This window comes from Rhodococcus ruber, from assembly GCF_016804345.1.
GTDB lineage: Bacteria > Actinomycetota > Actinomycetes > Mycobacteriales > Mycobacteriaceae > Rhodococcus > Rhodococcus ruber.
This window is the reverse complement of the sequence record NZ_CP044211.1, coordinates 2,757,559-2,776,682: the sequence shown is the minus strand read 5'-3', so window position 1 is coordinate 2,776,682 and position 19,124 is coordinate 2,757,559. Positions and strand designations below refer to the sequence as shown.

At 70.2% G+C, this 19,124-nt stretch carries 18 protein-coding genes; 5 read left to right on the top strand and 13 right to left on the bottom strand.

Translation table 11 applies throughout. The features are described 5' to 3' along the window. Window positions 1-78 precede the first annotated feature (78 nt). Together F1734_RS13030 and F1734_RS13025 are read right to left on the bottom strand one after the other, a co-directional pair. Window positions 79-384, bottom strand: coding sequence for a hypothetical protein (locus F1734_RS13030; protein ID WP_010595222.1), 306 nt, complete (start codon window positions 382-384; stop codon window positions 79-81). A gap of 25 nt (window positions 385-409) precedes the next feature. Then, the gene (locus F1734_RS13025; RefSeq protein WP_010595223.1) at window positions 410-826 is read right to left on the bottom strand and encodes an Hsp20/alpha crystallin family protein; all 417 of its coding nucleotides are present in this window, start codon (window positions 824-826) and stop codon (window positions 410-412) included. 300 nt (window positions 827-1,126) lie between these two features. Between F1734_RS13025 and ctaD the strand changes: the two genes are divergently transcribed. Then, on the top strand, window positions 1,127-2,875 hold the full coding sequence (gene ctaD, locus F1734_RS13020; protein ID WP_017681344.1) for an aa3-type cytochrome oxidase subunit I: 1,749 nt from the start codon (window positions 1,127-1,129) through the stop codon (window positions 2,873-2,875). A gap of 99 nt (window positions 2,876-2,974) precedes the next feature. Beyond that, on the top strand, window positions 2,975-3,469 hold the full coding sequence (locus tag F1734_RS13015) for a hemerythrin domain-containing protein (protein ID WP_017681345.1): 495 nt from the start codon (window positions 2,975-2,977) through the stop codon (window positions 3,467-3,469). A 132-nt stretch (window positions 3,470-3,601) separates the two neighbouring features. On the opposite strand, the gene F1734_RS13010 is transcribed toward F1734_RS13015, so the two are convergent. From F1734_RS13010 to F1734_RS12995, 4 genes are read right to left on the bottom strand one after another with little or no spacing between them, the layout of a single operon-like run. Continuing rightward, on the bottom strand, window positions 3,602-4,309 hold the full coding sequence (locus tag F1734_RS13010) for a hypothetical protein (protein WP_010596860.1): 708 nt from the start codon (window positions 4,307-4,309) through the stop codon (window positions 3,602-3,604). A gap of 44 nt (window positions 4,310-4,353) precedes the next feature. Next, window positions 4,354-4,935: a hypothetical protein gene (locus F1734_RS13005; protein WP_010596859.1), complete on the bottom strand. Its 582-nt coding sequence runs from the start codon at window positions 4,933-4,935 to the stop codon at window positions 4,354-4,356. A 49-nt stretch (window positions 4,936-4,984) separates the two neighbouring features. Then, window positions 4,985-6,259 (bottom strand): histidine--tRNA ligase, encoded by a 1,275-nt coding sequence (hisS, locus tag F1734_RS13000; protein WP_017681347.1) that lies wholly within the window; start codon window positions 6,257-6,259, stop codon window positions 4,985-4,987. A gap of 40 nt (window positions 6,260-6,299) precedes the next feature. Beyond that, window positions 6,300-6,983 carry an MBL fold metallo-hydrolase gene (locus F1734_RS12995; protein ID WP_026137910.1) on the bottom strand — a complete coding sequence of 228 codons (684 nt, stop codon included), beginning with the start codon at window positions 6,981-6,983 and terminating at the stop codon, window positions 6,300-6,302. Window positions 6,984-7,150: 167 nt separating this feature from the next. Here F1734_RS12995 and F1734_RS12990 point away from each other — a divergent pair, with 167 nt between their 5' ends. From F1734_RS12990 to F1734_RS12980, 3 genes are all read left to right on the top strand, one after another. After that, window positions 7,151-8,023: a peptidylprolyl isomerase gene (locus tag F1734_RS12990; RefSeq protein WP_010596856.1), complete on the top strand. Its 873-nt coding sequence runs from the start codon at window positions 7,151-7,153 to the stop codon at window positions 8,021-8,023. After that, window positions 8,023-8,808: a peptidylprolyl isomerase gene (locus F1734_RS12985; protein ID WP_010596855.1), complete on the top strand. Its 786-nt coding sequence runs from the start codon at window positions 8,023-8,025 to the stop codon at window positions 8,806-8,808. The genes F1734_RS12990 and F1734_RS12985 overlap by 1 nt, the downstream gene beginning before the upstream one ends. A gap of 136 nt (window positions 8,809-8,944) precedes the next feature. Continuing rightward, window positions 8,945-9,718 (top strand): peptidylprolyl isomerase, encoded by a 774-nt coding sequence (locus tag F1734_RS12980; protein WP_010596854.1) that lies wholly within the window; start codon window positions 8,945-8,947, stop codon window positions 9,716-9,718. 29 nt (window positions 9,719-9,747) lie between these two features. Here the strand turns inward: F1734_RS12980 and F1734_RS12975 are convergent, their stop codons facing one another. From F1734_RS12975 to ruvB, 7 genes are all read right to left on the bottom strand, one after another. Then, a complete protein-coding gene (locus F1734_RS12975; RefSeq protein ID WP_026137911.1) occupies window positions 9,748-12,054 on the bottom strand; it encodes a RelA/SpoT family protein in 2,307 nt (768 codons plus the stop codon). A 91-nt stretch (window positions 12,055-12,145) separates the two neighbouring features. After that, window positions 12,146-12,673, bottom strand: coding sequence for an adenine phosphoribosyltransferase (locus F1734_RS12970; protein ID WP_395704521.1), 528 nt, complete (start codon window positions 12,671-12,673; stop codon window positions 12,146-12,148). 26 nt (window positions 12,674-12,699) lie between these two features. Further along, complete coding sequence (locus tag F1734_RS12965; protein WP_203010657.1) at window positions 12,700-14,445, bottom strand: ABC transporter substrate-binding protein; 1,746 nt, start codon at window positions 14,443-14,445, stop codon at window positions 12,700-12,702. 1 nt (window position 14,446) lies between these two features. Then, window positions 14,447-15,649: a protein translocase subunit SecF gene (gene secF, locus F1734_RS12960; protein WP_225223261.1), complete on the bottom strand. Its 1,203-nt coding sequence runs from the start codon at window positions 15,647-15,649 to the stop codon at window positions 14,447-14,449. Window positions 15,650-15,651: 2 nt separating this feature from the next. Then, window positions 15,652-17,391, bottom strand: a complete 1,740-nt coding sequence (gene secD / locus F1734_RS12955; protein ID WP_010596848.1) for a protein translocase subunit SecD — start codon at window positions 17,389-17,391, stop codon at window positions 15,652-15,654. Window positions 17,392-17,590: 199 nt separating this feature from the next. Continuing rightward, window positions 17,591-17,929: a preprotein translocase subunit YajC gene (gene yajC, locus F1734_RS12945; protein ID WP_010596847.1), complete on the bottom strand. Its 339-nt coding sequence runs from the start codon at window positions 17,927-17,929 to the stop codon at window positions 17,591-17,593. Between the two features lie 117 nt (window positions 17,930-18,046). Then, complete coding sequence (ruvB, locus tag F1734_RS12940) at window positions 18,047-19,090, bottom strand: Holliday junction branch migration DNA helicase RuvB (RefSeq protein ID WP_420803886.1); 1,044 nt, start codon at window positions 19,088-19,090, stop codon at window positions 18,047-18,049. Window positions 19,091-19,124 lie beyond the last annotated feature (34 nt).

The window sequence follows — 19,124 nt, the reverse complement described above, 5'->3', positions numbered from 1 at the left end:
CCGGCTCGGCGCGTCGTGGTTGTCGTCCGGGCGGGCGGCACGCACGTCAGCGCCTCGCACTACTGCTGCGACGTCGCATCACCGTCCTTTCACGACGAGATTCCGGGGATCGTTTCCGGTACGACCCGGAGGAGAGCGCTGCGTGGCCACCACTTCCCCCGGGGCTCGCGTCCCGACTCGTCCGAGCGGTCCCCGGGAGCATGCCGCCTCGCGCGGAGGCCGGACTGCGGCGGCCCGGCATCCCGGGATGTCCACCGGCGATCGCGGCCGGGGCACCTCGAGCATGTCCAGCTCGAGTTCGAGCAGGAGCAGCTCGAGGTCCGCACCGTCGACGGGTTCTTCGGGCCCGACGAGCGGTTCGGCGATCAGGTCGAGTGCGTCCATGACTGTCTCCGCGGACACCGGTGGGTCAGGCGTCGATCGCCTTCTTGTCGCCCACCGCGATCTCGATCTTGCGCGGCTTGGCCTTCTCCGCCACGGGGATCGTCAGCCTCAGCACACCGGCGTCGTACGTCGCCTCGATGTTGTCGGTGTCGAGGTTCTCCCCGAGGAACAGCTGCCGGCTGAACACGCCGCGCGGACGCTCGGCCGCGACCATCTCCTGACTCTGGTCGCGCGCCGGTCGTTCTGCATGCACCGTCAGCACGTTCCGTTCGACGTCGAGGTCGAGCGAATCCTCGGCCACACCGGGCAGGTCGAACTCGACGACGAACTTGTCGCCCTCACGCCAGGCGTCCATGGGCATCACCGCGGGCCGGGCCGCCGTACCGAGAACCTGCTGCGCGAAGCGGTCGAGCTCGCGGAACGGATCGGTGCGCATCAACATCGTTTCCACCTCCACAGACTCTCTTCGTGCCGGTTGAGGAGAGCAGCCGATCTATGTCTGCCGCTACACCTTTCTTGTACCACTCACAACATACGAAGGCAAGGGTTTGTTCCCGGAACCGGCGCGAATCCCGCGTCGCCGGGCCATAATCCGCCGACGCAAAACCTCCCGTGCGCGGCTGTGTCCGGCTACGCTCGACCTACCGCATGATGCCGCGGCGGTTCCGGGATGCCCTGAGGCCTCACGGAGCACGCGGCGCCGCAGCGACGTCGCCGCCCCGGGGCAGCGCAAGGAGGCACCATGGTTGTCACCGAAACGAAGGCCGTCCGGCCGTACCCGCCGCGGTACGCGCCGAAGGGTTCGACGTTCTACCGACTCGTCACCACGACCGACCCAAAGATGCTCGGTCTGATGTACATCGTCACGTCGTTCACGTTCTTCCTCATCGGCGGCCTGATGGCACTGCTGATCCGCAGCGAGCTCGCCGTCCCGGGTCTGCAGTTCCTGTCCAACGAGCAGTACAACCAGTTGTTCACGATGCACGGCGGCATCATGCTGCTGATGTACGCGACCCCGATCGTGTTCGGGTTCGCGAACTACATCCTGCCGCTGCAGATCGGCGCGCCCGACGTCGCGTTCCCCCGTCTGAACGCGTTCAGCTACTGGCTGTACCTGTTCGGCGCAACCGTCGTCGCCGCCTCCCTCATCACTCCCGGCGGTGCACCGGACTTCGGATGGACGTCGTACATTCCGTTGGCGGACGATCTGCACACCCCCGGCATCGGCGCCAACCTCTGGTTCACCGGCCTCGCGGTGGCCGGTCTCGGCACCATCCTCGGCGGGGTCAACATGATCACCACGGTGGTGTGCCTGCGCGCCCCGGGCATGACGATGTTCCGGATGCCGATCTTCACCTGGAACATCTTCATCACGATGATCCTGATCCTGCTGATCTTCCCCCTGCTGACGGCCGCGTTCATGGGGGTGATGGTCGATCGGGTACTGGGCGGGAACATCTTCGACCCGGCCACCGGCGGGGTGCTCTTGTATCAGCATCTGTTTTGGTTCTTCGGTCACCCTGAGGTGTACGTCATCGCGCTGCCGTTCTTCGGCATCATCTCCGAGGTCATCCCGGTCTTCTCCCGGAAGCCGATCTTCGGCTACACCGGCCTGGTCTACGCGACCCTCGCGATCGGTGCCCTGTCGATGGCCGTCTGGGCGCACCACATGTATGCCACCGGCGCCGTGCTGCTGCCGTACTTCTCGTTCATGACGTTCCTGATCGCGGTGCCCACCGGCGTGAAGTTCTTCAACTGGATCGGCACCATGTGGAAGGGGCAGGTGACGTTCGAGACGCCGATGCTGTTCTCGGTCGGGTTCATCATCACCTTCCTGTTCGGTGGCCTGACCGGCGTCATCCTCGCCAGCCCGCCGCTCGACTTCCATGTCCACGACTCGTACTTCGTCGTCGCGCACTTCCACTACGTGCTCTTCGGCACCATCGTGTTCGCCACCTACGCCGGCATCTACTTCTGGTTCCCGAAGATGACCGGGCGGCTGATGGACGAGCGCCTCGGCAAGTGGCACTTCTGGCTGACCTTCGTCGGCTTCCACACCACGTTCCTGGTGCAGCACTGGCTGGGCAACGAGGGCATGCCGCGCCGCTACGCCGACTACCTGCCGTCGGACGGATTCACCACGCTCAACACCATTTCCACCATCGGGGCGTTCACCCTCGGCGTCTCGACGCTGCCGTTCCTGTGGAACGTGTTCAAGAGCTACCGGTACGGGCAGGTCGTCACCGTCGACGACCCGTGGGGCTACGGCAACTCCCTCGAGTGGGCGACCACCTGCCCGCCGCCGCGGCACAACTTCTACGAGCTGCCGCGCATCCGCTCCGAGCGGCCCGCGTTCGAGCTGCACTACCCGCACATGGTGGAGGTCATGCGGGCGGAAGCGCACGTGGGCGTCGGCAGGCGGCACGCCGCCGAGGTCGCCGAGGAACCCCACATCCGGGACACCGCCGACCGGACACCCAAGAGCACCTGACCGGTCGGCCGGATCGGTGTAACCGGGCTCCCGCCGGGGTATCTGGAGCGCACGCCCCGCACGGGCGAGCACTCGAGAACCACTTCGGCGGGAGGCCCGGTGTCCACTGACGCAATCGTGTTGTTGAAGGAAGACCACAAGGAGATCCGCGCGTTGTTCCGCGAGTTCCGCGGCGCGGACGACGACGAGGAGAAGGGTCGGATAGTCGGACGGATCATCGAACTGCTGACCGTGCACACCTACATCGAGAACGAGGGCATGTATCCCGAGGTGCGCTCGCTCCTGCCCGACCTCGAATCGGACATCCTCGAGTCGTTCGAGGAGCACCACGTCGCGGATGTGCTGGTGATGGAGCTGGCGGGGATGAAGCCCGGTGCCGAGCGGTTCGACGCGAAGACGACGGTCCTCATCGAGAACGTCGAGCACCACATCGAGGAGGAGGAAGAGGAGTGGTTCCCGAAGGTGCGGGAGGCACTCGGCCGCAAGAAGCTGCAGGAGATCGGGGCGCGGATGCTCGAACTGAAGGAGAAGGCACCCCGCTCCCCCGCGCAGCCGTCGGCCCTGAAGAAGACGATCGACGCCGTCGTCAGCTGACACGTCGCCGGACCGCTACCGGTCCGGTTCACGAAGGCCGGGGGTGTGGAGTTGCTCCGCACCCCCGGCTACTGCGCTCCGGCGCCCCAGCGGTCCGGCGCCCCAGCGGTCCGGCGCCCCAGCGGTCCGGCGTTACGGAGCGGCGGCGGAGTCGGGCAGATCGCTCCGCGCGGACCCGTCGGCCGCGCCGCGACCCGCGCGGCTGCCCTGGTAGGCGTCGCGACGGAACGACACGAGCCACCGTGGCCACAGGTCGACCGAGGCCGGGTGGTTGAGCACCGGGTCGAACGACGGTTGCGCCTCGTCGGAGGCGCGTACCTCGCTCTCGAGCGTGACGCGCCCGGCCGGCACGAGCCGCCCGCGGGCCGACGCCACGTGCAACGAGAACACCAGCGGCCCGCCGCGCCGAGCCAGTTCCCGCACAGACGTCGACGCCGGCTGCTCCCCCTCGGGGAACGCGAAGATCCACCGCGGCGCGAGATCGACGTTCGTGCGATACGCCATCAGGGAGCCGTACCGCGCCGTCGACCAGCCTCGCGCCGGCAGCAGCACCGCCCTGGTCGGCACGTGCAGCGTGGCGAGCAGGATGTCCCACGGACCGCTCTCGAGCGAGAACCGCAGCGCCAGACCGAGGATGTCGGGCACACCGTCGGGCGTGCCCACGGCACCGGACAACCGGGCGGTCACCGGTACCCGGGCCGGGACCGAGCGCGGCCACCAGCCCGGCGCCAGTTCCGCTTCCCCCTGGAAGAGCACCCCGTGCGGGTGGAACACCCGGGCGCCGCGCAACGCGGAGGCAGCCCGGAACGGCGCGGCGAACACCGCGTGCATCGAGATCATGCGCCCCGCATACCCGGGGTGCCGCCACACCAATCGGCGTGCGCTCATTCGACGAGCGAAGCCACCTCGTGATCGGTGAGCGTGGTCTGCGGCACGCGCCCGGCGTCCCGGGCCAGCAACACCGCCCGGTACAGCGGCCGTTGCTCCAGTCCCGCTTCGCGGGCCTCCGCCCGCAGCTGCTCCACCAGTACCGACGACATCGCCGCGGCCGAGGCCAGCTCACTCGCCGCGAGCGCGTCCGCGAGCCGGCGCAACGCCAGCACATCGAGCTCCCGGCAGCCGCCGTTCGCGTACAACGCCAGCGGGACCGACACGATCCGGTCGCCGTCGTTGAGCCGCAGCACCACCTGACTGACCCGCAGCGCCGACACCACCAGTTCGACCCCGGCGAGGTTGCGCAGCTGCACCCGCCGGGTGCGCAGTGCCCCCTTCGCCGTGATCGTGGTGCCGTCGATCCAGCGGCGCCGGCGCAGCACCGCCAGGGCGCCCACTGCCGGCGGCACCCCGACGATCATCCCGGACACGACCGCGACCAGCGGGCTGGCCACCAGATACACCAGCAAACCGGCCACCACGCCGATCAGGAGGGAGAACGCCGCGACCCTCCCAGCGCGGGGTGCGAGCACCCGCGCCGGGATCAGGTCCAGACGGGTCGGCGCAGGACGTCCCGACGGGTCAGGTGCCGGCAACGACGTCCCCGACCCGGGCGACCACGTCGTCGAGCGGCACGGTGTGCTGTTCGCCGGTGCGCAGGTCCTTGACCACGATTTCGCCGGCTTCGAGCTCTCGCTCCCCCAGGACCAGGGCAACGACGGCTCCGGAGCGGTCGGCGGCCTTCATCGCTCCCTTGACGCCGCGCCCTCCGTACGCCAGGTCCACCCGGATGCCGGCGGCGCGCAGCCGATGGGCGATCGGGACCAGCGTCGACTTGGCGGAGTCGCCCATCGGCACGCAGAACACCTCGCAGCGGGCGGGGCTGCCCGCGCTCTTGCCCTCGGCGGCGAGGGCGAGCACCGTGCGATCGATCCCGAGACCGAACCCGATGCCCGAGAGGGGCTGCCCGCCGAGCTGAGCCATCAGGCCGTCGTAGCGTCCGCCGCCGCCGATCCCGGACTGGGCGCCGAGGCCGTCGTGGACGAACTCGAAGGTGGTCTTCGTGTAGTAGTCGAGGCCGCGCACCATGCGCGGGTTGATCGTGTAGCGCACGCCGAGCGCGTCGAGGTGCGAGAGCACCTCGTCGAAGTGCGCCTTGGCCGTGTCGGAGAGGTGGTCGAGCATGAGCGGGGCGTCGGCCGTCATCTCCCGCACGTGGGGGCGCTTGTCGTCGAGGACCCGCAGCGGGTTGATCTCGGCGCGCCGGCGGGTCTCCTCGTCCAGGTCCAACCCGAACAGGAACTGCTGCAACAATTCCCGGTACTGGGGGCGGCACGTCTCGTCGCCGAGGGAGGTGATCTCGAGGCGGAATCCGTCGAGGCCGAGGCTGCGGAATCCGGCGTCGGCCACGGCGACGACCTCGGCGTCGAGGGCGGGGTCGTCGACGCCGATCGCCTCGACCCCCACCTGCTGCAGCTGACGGTACCGCCCGGCCTGGGGACGTTCGTACCGGAAGAAGGGGCCCGAGTAGCTCAGCTTGACGGGCAGCTGGCCACGGTCGAGGCCGTGCTCGATCACCGCCCGCATCACCCCGGCGGTCCCTTCCGGCCGCAACGTGACGGACCGGTCGCCGCGATCGGCGAAGGTGTACATCTCCTTGCTCACGACGTCCGTGGACTCGCCGACGCCGCGCGCGAACAGCCCGGTGTCCTCGAAGATCGGCAGCTCGATGTGCCCGTAGCCGGCCAGCCGCGCCGCGCGGGTCAAGCCGTCGCGCACGGCGACGAACTCCGCCGACTGCGGCGGGACGTAATCGGGTACACCCTTGGGCGCCGAGAACGTGGAGGGCTTGCTCAACTGTCGCTGCTTTCTCTCGTCGGTGGGTCGGGAGGCCGGGTCAGCGGGAGCCGGTCAGCCCGGCCAGAAAGGGGTTCGACGTCCGCTCCTGACCGATGGTGCTGGTCGGGCCGTGTCCGGGCAGGATCGCGGTGGAGTCGTCGCGCACGAGCAGTTTCGCCGCGATGGAGGCGAGCAGCTGTTCGTGGTCGCCGCCCGGCAGATCGGTGCGGCCGATCGAACCCTGGAACAGGGTGTCGCCGGTGAGGGCGATCTCGACGTCGTCGCCGTCGGCGGTCGTCGCGTGGGTGCGCAGCACCACCGAACCCTGGGTGTGCCCCGGGGTGTGATCGACGACGAACCGGATGCCGGCGTGCTCGACCTGATCGCCGTCGGCCAGTTCGATCACGGTGCGCGGCTCGGTGAATTCGGCGCCTTCGAGGAACGGCTTCAGCGTCGGGCCGATACCGCGACCGGGATCGGTCAGCATGTAGCGGTCCTCGGGATGGATGTAGGCCGGGATGTCGTAGCGGTCGGCGACGGCCTGCGCCGACCAGATGTGGTCGAGATGCCCGTGGGTGAGCAGCACCGCGCGCGGCGTCAACCCGGACCGGGTCAGAAAGTCCGCGAGGGGCTCGGCGGCATCCTGTCCGGGGTCGACGACGACGCAGTCCTCGGCGTCGTCCTGCGCGAGGATGTAACAGTTCGTCTGGAACATCCCGGCGGGGAATCCGGTGACGAGCACGGGCATCGCTCCTACGGTGTGGGCCTCGGTGTGGCTCCTACAGCCTAGGCCGGGCTCCCCGGCGACCGGCTCTCAGGTTGGGGTGGCAGACTCGATCCGGCTCGAGCCGGGGGCCAGCGGCGACGATGGATCCGGCAACGACGATCGGTTACGGGAGGACTACTGCAGTGCCGAGTAACGCACAGCGGCGCCAGGCCGCCAAACGCAAACTCGAGCGGCAGCTCGAACGACGGGCCCAGCGGGCGCGCAAGCGCCGCCAGCTCACCATCGGCCTGTCCGCGCTCGGTGTGGTCGCGGTCGTCGCGGCCGGCGTCGGTGTCTGGATGCTCACCCGCGACGACGGCGCGGACTCGACCGCGGCGTCGGAGACGACCGAGCCGGCGCCGCCGGAGTTCGGAGCGCTGCCGGCGGCCCGGTCCGAACCGTTGCCCGAATCCGTGACCTGTGCCTATCCGGCCGCCGGTGAGCCCGCCAGGCCCGTGCAGCCGCCCCGCACGGACGGCATCCTCACCACCGGGGAGGGCAACACCGACATCAGCGTCAGCGTGGAGACCACCCAGGGCAACATCGGGCTGGTCCTGCAGAACGACACCTCCCCGTGCACGGTCAACAACTTCCTGTCGCTGGCGTCGCAGGGGTACTTCGACGACACCGCCTGCCACCGCCTGACCACGTCCGACACGCTGGCCGTGCTGCAGTGCGGCGACCCCACCGGCACCGGGGCCGGCGGTCCCGGCTACCAGTTCGCCAACGAGTTCCCCACCGACCAGTACGCACCCGAGGATCCGGCGGCCACGCAGCCGTTGACCTATCCCCGCGGGACCGTCGCGATGGCCAACGCCGGCGCCGACACCAACGGCAGCCAGTTCTTCCTCGTGTACGGCGACTCGGTCCTGCCGCCGCAGTACACCGTGTTCGGCACCATCGACGAGACCGGCCTCGCGACCCTCGACAAGGTCGCCGCGGGCGGGGTCGAGGGCGGCGGCCAGGACGGCGCGCCGGCCCAGCCGATCTCGCTGACCAGTGTCAGGATGGACTGATGACTCGTACTCGATCCGTCGTCGCCCGGACGGCCGTGGCCGGAGTGGGCGTGGCGCTGCTGCTCGCGGGGTGCTCGGACGATCCGGACGGCGGGTCCGCGACCGCGACGAGCGCCGCGGCGCCGACGTCCGCCCCGTCGCTGTCCGACTTCCCCGCCTTGCCCGTCCAGCGTGCCGAGCCGCTGCCCGAGACGGTGAGCTGCGCGTACCCGTCGGACGGACGGACGGCCGCGAAGCCGGCGCAGCCGCCGCGCGCCGAGAATGTCCCCACCACCGACACCGGCGTCACCGTCACCACCACCCAGGGCGACATCGGCCTGACTCTCCGGGGCGAGCTGTCCCCGTGCACCGTCAACAGTTTCCTGTCGCTCGCGTCGCAGGGATATTTCGACGACACCGACTGCCACCGCCTGACCACCGACCCGACGCTGTCGGTGCTGCAGTGCGGCGATCCCACCGCCACGGGCACCGGTGGACCGGGCTACGAGTTCGCCAACGAGTTCCCCACCGACCAGTACGCGCCCGGAGATCCACAGGCGCAGAATCCGATGGTCTACCCGCGGGGCACGCTCGCGATGGCCAACGCCGGCCCCGGCACCAACGGCAGCCAGTTCTTCCTGGTGTACGGCGACTCGATCCTGCCGCCGCAGTACACCGTGTTCGGCACCATCGACGAGACCGGCCTGGCGACGCTCGACGAGATCGCCGCGGCCGGGGTGGACGGCGGCGGACCCGACGGCCCACCGGCCGCGACGACGACGCTGACCGCCGTCCGCACGGCCTGACCCGGCGCGTTCCGCAACGCCCCGCCCACCCGCCGGTGAGCGGGGCGTTCGCGTCCCCGCCGCGGGCAGGGGTCTGTCGGTTTGTGACGGGATCGTCTACTGTGCCGTGTCTGTGACCTCTGGTACCTCCATCGCTGTGCGTGCGGCCCTGAGCGTAGCCGTGGCACTCGCGACCGCAGCGTGTGCCGCGTCCGCGACCGCGCCCGCCCCTGCCGCGCTGCGGGCGACGACGACCGCTACGGTCGCCGGGCCCGCCGGGTTCGACCCGTCCGCCTATGCCGCTCTGCCGCCGCGTCCCGAACCGGGTGCCGCCACGGTCACCTGCACGTATCCTGCCGCCGGACCGGCGGCGCGGACGGCGACCATGCCCGGATCGACGTCCGTGCCTGCGACCGGAACGGTGGAGCTCACGCTGACGACCTCCGCGGGACCGGTCCCGTTGGTCCTCGAGCGCGCCGCAGCCCCGTGCGCGGTGCACAGCTTCGCCGGTCTCGCGCGGCAGGGCTTCTTCGACGGGACGCAGTGTCATCACGTGACGGACGAACCGGGCATGCAGATGCTCCGGTGCGGCGATCCGAGCGGATCCGGGGTGGGCGGGCCCGGCTACACGTTCGCCGACGAGTACCCCGTCACGGTCGTCCGCGGGGAGAACGGCTATCTGCCCGCCCCGGTCGTGTATCCACGCGGCACCGTCGCGATGGCAGGCGCCGGGCACCGGGACAGCAACGGCAGCCAGTTCCTGCTCGTCTTCGGCGACTCGCTGCTCCATCCGCAGTACTCGGTGTTCGGTACCGTCGCCGAACCGGGCCTGCCGGTGCTCGAGGAGGTCGCCGCGGCCGGCAACGACGGCTCGAGCCCGCTCGGCGGCGGGCGCCCCCTCGCTCCGCTCGTCATCACCGACGTGGGATGAGACGCGACCGGCGCGGCCCCGGAACCGGCCTACGCCGCGGAGGTCACCCGGTACACGTCGTAGACGCCCTCCACGTTGCGGACGACGTTGAGGACGTGGCCCAGATGCTTGGGGTCTCCCATCTCGAAGGTGAAGCGGCTCACCGCGACCCGGTCGCCCGTCGTGGTCACCGACGCCGACAGGATGTTCACCTTCTCGTCGGCGAGGGCCTTCGTGACATCCGAGAGCAGCCGGTGCCGGTCCAGCGCCTCGATCTGGATGGCCACGAGGAACACCGACGACGGCGACGGTGCCCACTCGACGTCGATGATCCGCTCGGCCTGCTGCTGCAGGGATCCGGCGTTGGTGCAGTCGGTGCGGTGCACGCTCACCGAGCCGGTACGGGTGACGAAGCCCATGATCTCGTCGCCGGGTACCGGGGTGCAGCACTTGGCCAGTTTCGACACCGTGCCCGGGGCGCCGGGCACGAGGATGCCGGAGTCGCCGCTCTGCCGGGACCGGGTCGGAATGGACGACGGCGTGGCCCGCTCCGCGAGTTCCTCCTCGACCCCACCGACCCCGCCGAGGAGCGCGACGAGACGCTGCACGACGTGGTGCGCCGAGACATGGTGCTCCCCGACCGCGGTGTAGAGCGCCGATACGTCGGCGTACCGCAGTTCCTTTGCCACCGCCTGCATCAGGTCCGCGTTCATCAGGCGCTGCAGCGGCAACCCGACGCGCTTGACCTCCTTGCCGATGGCGTCCTTGCCGGTCTCGAGCGCCTCCTCGCGGCGTTCCTTCGCGAACCACTGCCGGATCTTGGCCTTCGCACGCGGCGAGACCACGAAGGACTGCCAGTCGCGGCTCGGCCCGGCGTTGGGATCCTTGGAAGTGAAGACCTCGACGACCTCGCCGTTCTCGAGTTTGCGCTCGAGCGCGACGAGCCGGCCGTTGACCCGTGCGCCGATGCAGCGGTGCCCCACCTCGGTGTGCACGGCGTACGCGAAGTCCACCGGGGTCGACCCGGACGGCAACGTGATCACGTCCCCCTTGGGGGTGAAGACGAAGATCTCCTTCACCGCGAGGTCGTAACGCAGCGACTCGAGGAACTCGCCGGGGTCGGCGGCCTCACGCTGCCAGTCGAGCAACTGCCGCATCCACGCCATGTCGTCGAGTTCGGCGGCGTCGCCCGAGTGCTTGCCCTTGGTCTCCTTGTACCGCCAGTGCGCGGCGATGCCGAACTCGGCGGTACGGTGCATCTCCCGGGTCCGGATCTGCACCTCGAGCGGCTTGCCCTCGGGGCCGATCACCGTGGTGTGCAGCGACTGGTACACCCCGAACCGCGGCTGGGCGATGTAGTCCTTGAAGCGGCCTGCCATCGGCTGCCACAGCGAGTGCACGACACCCACTGCGGCGTAGCAGTCGCGGATCTCGTTGCACAGGATTCGCACGCCGACCAGGTCGTGGATGTCGTCGAAGTCGCGGCCCTTGACGATCATCTTCTGGTAGATCGACCAGTAGTGCTTCGGCCGGCCCTCGACGGTGGCCTCGATCCGCGACGCCGAGAGCGTCGAGTTGATCTCCGCGCGGACCTTGGCCAGGTAGGTGTCGCGCGACGGCGCCCGGGTGGCGACGAGCCGGACGATCTCTTCGTACTTCTTCGGATGCAGGATCGCGAAGGACAGGTCCTCGAGTTCCCACTTGACCGTGGCCATGCCGAGACGGTGCGCGAGCGGAGCGATCACCTCGAGGGTCTCGCGTGCCTTGCGGGCCTGCTTCTCCGGCGGCAGGAAGCGCATGGTGCGCATGTTGTGCAGTCGATCGGCGACCTTGATCACCAGGACCCGGGGGTCGCGTGCCATCGCGATGATCATCTTGCGGATGGTCTCGCCCTCGGCCGCGGTGCCGAGCACCACCTTGTCCAGTTTGGTGACACCGTCGACGAGGTGGGCGACCTCCTCGCCGAACTCGGCGGTGAGTTGTTCGAGGCTGTAGCCGGTGTCCTCGACGGTGTCGTGCAGCAGCGCCGCGATCAGCGTCGTGGTGTCCATGCCGAGTTCGGCGAGGATCGTCGCGACCGCGAGGGGGTGGGTGATGTACGGGTCACCGGACTTGCGCTTCTGCGACGCGTGCCGCTCCTCCGCCACGTCGTAGGCGCGCTGCAGCTCCGACAGGTCGGCTTTCGGGTACAGCTCGCGATGGATCGTGACCAGCGGCTCGAGCACCGGCTTGAGGTTGGTGCTGCGCTGCCCGGTGATGCGGCGCGCCAGCCTGGCCCGCACCCGGCGGGACGCCGAGGTGGACGCCGAGGTCGGGGTCGGACCGGAGTTCTGGGACCGATCAAGATTCTGGGTCATGCCCACACCTCCCGTCGCCGATGCACACCGGGCGTACCGTCGCGCATTCCTCGTCGTCCGGAACCACCGGCACCTGCGCCAACTCTAGCTCTCAGAGCCGGACCAATGACGTCACCGGGTACTTTTCCAGCCGCGCGCGCCCGCCGAGAACCTCGATCTCGGTGACCACGGCCACCGCGACGACGAGAGCGCCGGCCGCGTCGAGCAACTCCGCCGTCGCCGAGAGGGTGCCGCCGGTCGCCAGCACGTCGTCGACGACGAGTACCCGTCGGCCGCGCAGCCGAACCGAATCCTGCGGAATCTCGATCGCCGCGGTGCCGTACTCGAGCGAGTACTCGCGGGTGTTCACCGGCGGGGGCAGCTTGCCGGCCTTGCGCACCGCGAGGACGCCGGTGCCCAGTGCGTGGGCGATCCCGCCGCCGAGCAGGAAGCCGCGGGCGTCGACCCCGGCCACCAGTTCCGCATCGGGTGCGGTGGCGGCCAGCGCCGCGATCACCGCCCCGAACGCCTCGCCGTCGGCGAAGACCGGGGTCAGGTCGGCGAAGCGGACCCCGGGTGTCGGGAAGTCGTCGACCCAGCGGGTGTGGGCGGTGACCGCTGTGGCGGCACGGTCGATCAGCGCGTGCGCTCCGGCGGGAAGGCTGCTCATCGGTTGAGGATCCACCTGTCCATGTTCCAGCCCGCACCGGCGGCGCTGGCGTTGACGACGGCGGCACGAAGGCCGCCGGCGAAGGTCGTCTCCCGGGGCTGCGCGTACAGCGGCAGGGTCGGCATCTCGGTCCACAGGATCGTCTCGGCCTCGCCGACCAGGCCGGAAATCGTGGCGTCGTCGGTGGTCACGGCGAGGGCATCGAGGATCCGGTCGACTCGGGCATCGGCGAAGCGACCGACGTTGGCGCCGGCGGCGGAGTTGAGGGAACCGCGGGCGTCCTGCATGTCGGCCGTGCCGCCCGCGCCCGCGGCGGCGGCGGTCCCGGCCAGTACGGCGTCGACCTGACCCGCCGCGAGCTGCGACGGCGTGAACGTGTCGGAGGCGGCGTCGACCACCTCGATGCCGGCCTCGCGACAGGACTGGGCGATCAGTTCGACGGTGCGGGCGCGGCGCGGGTCGGGACCGAGGTACCCGATCCGCACGGTGATGCGGTCCGTCCCGGCCGCGGCGAGCTCGGCCTGCGCCGCGGTCGTGTCCGCCTCGTCGTAGCGGGCCGCGGGCCCGGACACACCCGGGTACAGGGGCGAGTCGGCGGGCAGCAGCCGCGACGAGGTGGTCCCGGAACCGAGACCGGTGGCGGGGACGTCCCCGACCCGGCCGAACTCGTCGAACAACTGCGACCGGGGCACGCACAGCGCGAACGCCCGGCGCGCGGCGGGGGCGCCGAGGCTCCCGCCCTCGGTGCCCAGCACGAGCTGTTCGACGTTGCGCGAGGCCGTGTCCGTCGTTTCCGCGTCGTCGCCGAGCGACAGGTCCAGGGCTCCGGTGGCGGCGTCGACGACGTGGACGCGGCCGTCGGAGGCGGCTGCGGCGGCGTCGGTGCCGCGCGGCCACACCACGATCCGGTCGGTGCCGGGCTTGTTGCCCCACCAGCGCTCGTTCGCGACGAGGACGAGTCCGTCCTCGACGGTGAACGACTCGATCCGGTAGGGACCCGAGGCCGGCAGCAGCGACAGATCCACCGCGCCCGGGGTCAGGTTCCATCCCGTGTTCCAGAAGTCGGCGAGCCGGCGCAGCGCCTCGACGTCGCCGCCTCCGATTGCGGCGACCACGTCGGGCACCCCCGAGACGCGGGCCGCGACGTGCGCAGGCATCAGTTCGGTGGCGCCGAACAGGGCCCGCCAGTCGGCGTAGGCGCGGCCTGCGCGGAAGACGACGGTGGCGTCCTTGGATCCGGTCTGGCAGTCGATCCGTTCGATGTCGACATAGCCCGAGCGTCGCGCGGCGGCAAACAGGTTCTCCGCTGCTCCCGACGCGTCGGGAGCGGTGAATCGCCCACTGGCGGCCGCCCAGGTCAGCACCAGGTCGTCGCACGACATCGGCACCCCGTCCGAGTACACGGAGTCCGGGGACAGCCGGTACTGGACGGTCAGCGGGTCCTGCGAGACGACGGTGGCCGCCCCGATGTCGGTGTCGGAGATCACCTGGCCGGCCGGATCGACGTAGCCGAACCCGGGCAGCACACGGGCCAGGGCCTGCCGGGCTCCCGAGGCGGCGCCGTCGACGGTGTTGGCGTTGTAGGTGGTGACCGTGTTGTCGAGTGCGTACCCGATGGAGGGCAGAGACTCCTCCGTCGTGCCGCAGGCCACGATCGTCGCGGCGAGTGCTGCTGCAGCAGCCGTCGCCGCAAGTGCCGCGCGGACCGACCGGCGGCGCCGGGTGTGCTCGGGTGCCGACATGTCAGTGCCTTCTCTTGGCGCGCTTCCCGGTGGGGCGGACCCCCGGTCTGGGGGTGCGTTCGGCCACCCGGGGAGCACCGGCACCCGCCGTCGTGGCCACCGCGCCGCGCTCGGTCACGGACATCGGTGCCGCAGCGGCGTGCGCGCCGACGGTCTTCTCACCGGACGGCACCGAACGCGACTGCGCGGCGTCGCGCTTGGCCAGCACTTTGCGGGTGTGCGCCGCCACCGGCCCGCGCCACTCCTTGAGCGTCACCAGCAGCGGCGTCGCGAAGAAGATCGACGAGTAGGCGCCGACCACGATGCCGACCAGCTGGACGAGGGCGAGGTCCTTGAGGGTGCCGACGCCGAGCAGCCACACCGCGATCACCATCAGCGCGAGCACCGGCAGCACCGAGATGACGGTGGTGTTGATCGACCGCATGAGGGTCTGGTTGACGGCGAGGTTGGCCTGCTCGGCGTAGGTCCGTCGATGCAGGTGCAGAATGCCGCGGGTGTTCTCCTCGACCTTGTCGAATACCACCACGGAGTCGTACAGCGAGAAGCCGAGGATGGTGAGCAGGCCGATGACGGTGGCCGGGGTGACCTCGAAGCCGACGAGGGAGTACACCCCCGCGGTCACGATCATGTCGAAGAACAGCGCGGCCAGCGCCGCGAGTGCCATGTCCCGCTCGTAGCGCACCGCGATGTAGATGCTGACGAGCACCAGGAACACCGCGAGTGCGATGAGGGCCTTCTGGGTGATCTGTCCGCCCCACGTCTCGCTGACGTCGGCGACGCTGATCGCGTCGCGCGACGGCACGCCGTCGGGCCCGGTGGGCTGGAACTCGTCGTAGAGCGCGTTCTGCAGCGCCCGGACCTGTTCCAGGTCGAGGGCTTCCGACCGGATCTGGATGGAGGCGCCGGCGCCGGACCCGACGGTCTGCACCGATTCGGGTTCCGCGCCGAGGGTGTCGGAGTACACCGTCTCCACCTGTTCGGTGGTGACGCCCTCGGCGGCCGGGAGCTGGATGCGGGTGCCGCCCTCGAAGTCGATGCCCCAGGTGAAACCGCGGATCAGCATGCTCAGCAGCGCCACCAGCACGATGGCGCCGGTGAGCAGATAGTAGAACTTGCGGCGGCCGACGATCTCGAACGCGCCCGTGCCGGTGTAGAGGCGCGAGAGGGTGCTGTGCCGGGGTGCGGTCGTGGTGGTGTCGGTCATCGTCACGCCTCCTTCGCCGAGGCAGCCGCGAGCTGGCGCTCACGGGCGACCTGCTGAATGGCGCCGAGACCGTTCACGCTCGGCTTGGACCAGAACTTCGACTTCGACGCGAGGTGCACCAGCGGCCAGGTCACGAGGAACACGACCACGACGTCGAGGATGGTGGTCAGACCCAGCGTGAACGCGAAGCCACGGACCTGGCCGACCGCGAGGATGTAGAGCACCGCGGCCGCGATGAAGCTCACGGCGTTGCCGGACAGGATGGTCCGGCGGGCCCGCGCCCAGCCGCGGGGCACGGCGGAGCGGAAGCTGCGTCCTTCACGGATCTCGTCCTTGATGCGTTCGAAGAAGACCACGAACGAATCGGCGGTCATGCCGATACCGATGATCAGGCCGGCGATGCCCGCGAGATCGAGGGTGAAGTTGATGTAGCGGCCGAGCAGCACCATCACCGCGTACACGGCGAGGCCGGACATCACCAGCGACAGCGCGACGAGTACCCCGAGCATGCGGTAGTACACGAGGCTGTAGATCAGCACCAGGAGCAGTCCGACGACGCCGGCGATCAGCCCGGCCTCGAGGGACGCCAGACCGAGGGTTGCGGACACCGTCTCGGCCTCCGACGCCGCGAAGGACAGGGGCAGCGAGCCGTACTTGAGGGTGTTGGCGAGCTCGGTGGCCTCGGTGTTGCTGAAGTTGCCGGTGATGGAGGTTGCGCTTCCGGCGGGGGTGGCGCCTTGGATGACGGGCGCACTGACCACCTTGGAGTCGAGGACGAACGCAGCCTGCTGGCCGATGTTGGCGGCGGTGAACTGCGCCCAGGTGCTGCTGCCCTCGGAGTCGAACGTCAGGCTGACCTCGTAGCGGGACTGCTGGGAGTTGTAGCCGGCGGACGCGTCGGTGATCTGCTGACCGTCGATGATGCTCGGGCCGAGCAGATAGACGGCGGTGCCGTCGGTGGAGCAGGCCACCAGCGGCTTGGCCGGATCGTCGTTGCCGGCAAGCGGGTCGGCGGCCGAGCAGTCCAAGTTGGCCATCGCCTCCTGCAGGACGGCCGGGTCCTCGCTCTGCCGCGTCTCCTTCGCCGCCGCGATGTCCGCGGCCGCCCGGGCCTGCGGGTCGAGGTCCTCCGCGGGAGCGGGGGCCGGGGTGTCCGTGGCGGGTGCCGGGGTGCCGGTCTCCGGGCTGTCGGGGGTCGGGGTGTCGGGGGTCGGGGTGTCGGTGGGATCCTGCGCCGGGAACGGCCGGCCTTGCGGTTCCGGTGCGGCCGGTTCCGGGGCGGGCGTCGCGGCGCCGGGTGCCGGCGTCCCGGGAACGGGAGCCGGGGAGTCCGCGGGCGCGGGCTGAGCGGAGTTCGCGCTCGCAATGGGCTGGCCGATCACGGGCCGGATGTACAGGCGCGCGGTCTGACCGAGGGTCCGGGCCTGCGAGCTGTCGTCGCCGGGCACCGTGATCACCAGGTTGTCCCCGTCGATGACGACCTCGGAACCGGACACCCCGAGACCGTTCACGCGGGTCTCGATGATCTGCTGGGCCTGCCGGAGACTGTCCTGGCTGGGCGCACTGCCGTCCGGGGTGCGGGCGGTGAGGGTTACTCGGGTGCCGCCCTGCAGGTCGATGCCGAGCTTCGGCGTCGCCGATTTGTCCCCGGTGAAGAAGATCAGTGCATACAGCGCCACCAGGATCGCCCCGAACAGGGCGAGGGAGCGAACTGGATGCACCGATCCGTTGGAAGGTGCCACGGTCTGTCAGTCTCCTCGATGCGAGTGAGTGATGCGCTGGTCACGGGGCCATCGCACCCGTCGGGCGCGGCCCCCGCCCGGCCCGCACATCGGCCGGGATGTCGACCGGGCAGAGTCCGGCCGTTCGGTGCTCGGTTCTTCGGTGCTCGGTTCTTCGGTGCTCGGTTGTTCGGTGCTCGGTTCTTCAGTGCTCGGTTCTTCAGTGCTCGGTCGGCCGCCCGGCCGGCGGCTCGGTGTCGTCGCCCTTGTCGAGCGAGAGTCCACCGGTCTCGTCCGCCGAGCCTTGATCGGTGATCCGCTCACGGACCACGACCCGGGCCCAGGTGGTCACCACGCCGGGTGCGATCTCGAGCTCCACGGTGGTGTCGGTGAGCGCGGTGATGGTGGCGTGCAGTCCCGCCGTGGTCATCACCCGGTCGCCGACCTGCAACGCATCCTGCAGTTCCGCGGTCTTCTGCATCTCCTTCTTCTGGCGCCGGATGCCGAGGAAGGTCGGCACCAGCAGGGCAAGGATCAGCAGCGGGAAGAGCAGTTCCATCGTTGAAGTCAGTCCTCGAAGTCGTCCGGCATCGGGCGCCGGTCGTCGCGGACCGGCGCAGTAGACCAGTGTGCCATTACCGGCGCGGCTGCTGTACCGGCGTCGGTGGCGGAGCGGTCAGTCGTCGTCGAACAGGCCGGGCTGCGGTTCGCGGGCCCGCACCTCGATGCCGCCGGTTGCGGCCTCCGGCGGCGGGGTCAGCCCGAGTTGCAGCCACGCCGCCTGGGTCGCGACCCGCCCGCGCGGGGTACGCGCGATCATGCCCGCCCGCACCAGAAACGGCTCGCACACCTCCTCGACGGTGCCGGGCTCCTCACCGACGGCTACCGCGAGGGTGGACACGCCCACCGGTCCGCCCCCGAAACTTCGGACGAGCGCGCCCAGCACGGCCCGGTCGAGTCGGTCCAGGCCGAGCGCATCGACGTCGTAGACGGCGAGGGCGGCCCGGGCGATCTCGCGGGTGATGACGCCGTCGGCGCGGACCTCGGCGTAGTCGCGGACCCGTCGCAGCAGCCGGTTGGCGATGCGCGGGGTGCCGCGGGAACGGCCGGCGATCTCGGCGCTCGCCTCCTCGCCCAGGTCGATGCCGAGGATGCGGGCCGAGCGGAGCAGGATCTGCTGTAGCTCCGCCGGTTCGTAGAAGTCCATGTGCGCGGTGAAGCCGAACCGGTCGCGCAACGGGCCGGTCAGCGCCCCGGAACGGGTCGTGGCTCCGACGAGGGTGAACGGGGCCACCTCGAGGGGGATCGACGTCGCACCCGGACCCTTGCCGACGACGACGTCGACGCGGAAGTCCTCCATCGCCAGGTACAGCATCTCCTCGGCGGGACGCGCGATGCGGTGGATCTCGTCGATGAACAGCACGTCCCCCTCGACGAGGTTGGACAGCATCGCGGCCAGGTCGCCGGCCCGTTCCAGGGCGGGGCCCGACGTCAGCCGCAGCGACGACCCGAGTTCGGCGGCGATGATCATGGCCATCGACGTCTTGCCCAGGCCCGGTGGGCCGGACAGCAGGATGTGGTCGGGGGTGCCGCCGCGCAGCTTCGCCCCGCGCAGCACCAGCTGCAGCTGTTCCCGCACCCGGGGCTGGCCGATGAAGTCGTCGAGATTCTTGGGCCGCAGACTCGCCTCGACGTCGCCGGCGGTGTACTCGGCGGTCATCGGAGCCTCGTCCGAGGCTCCCTCGGTGGGAAAG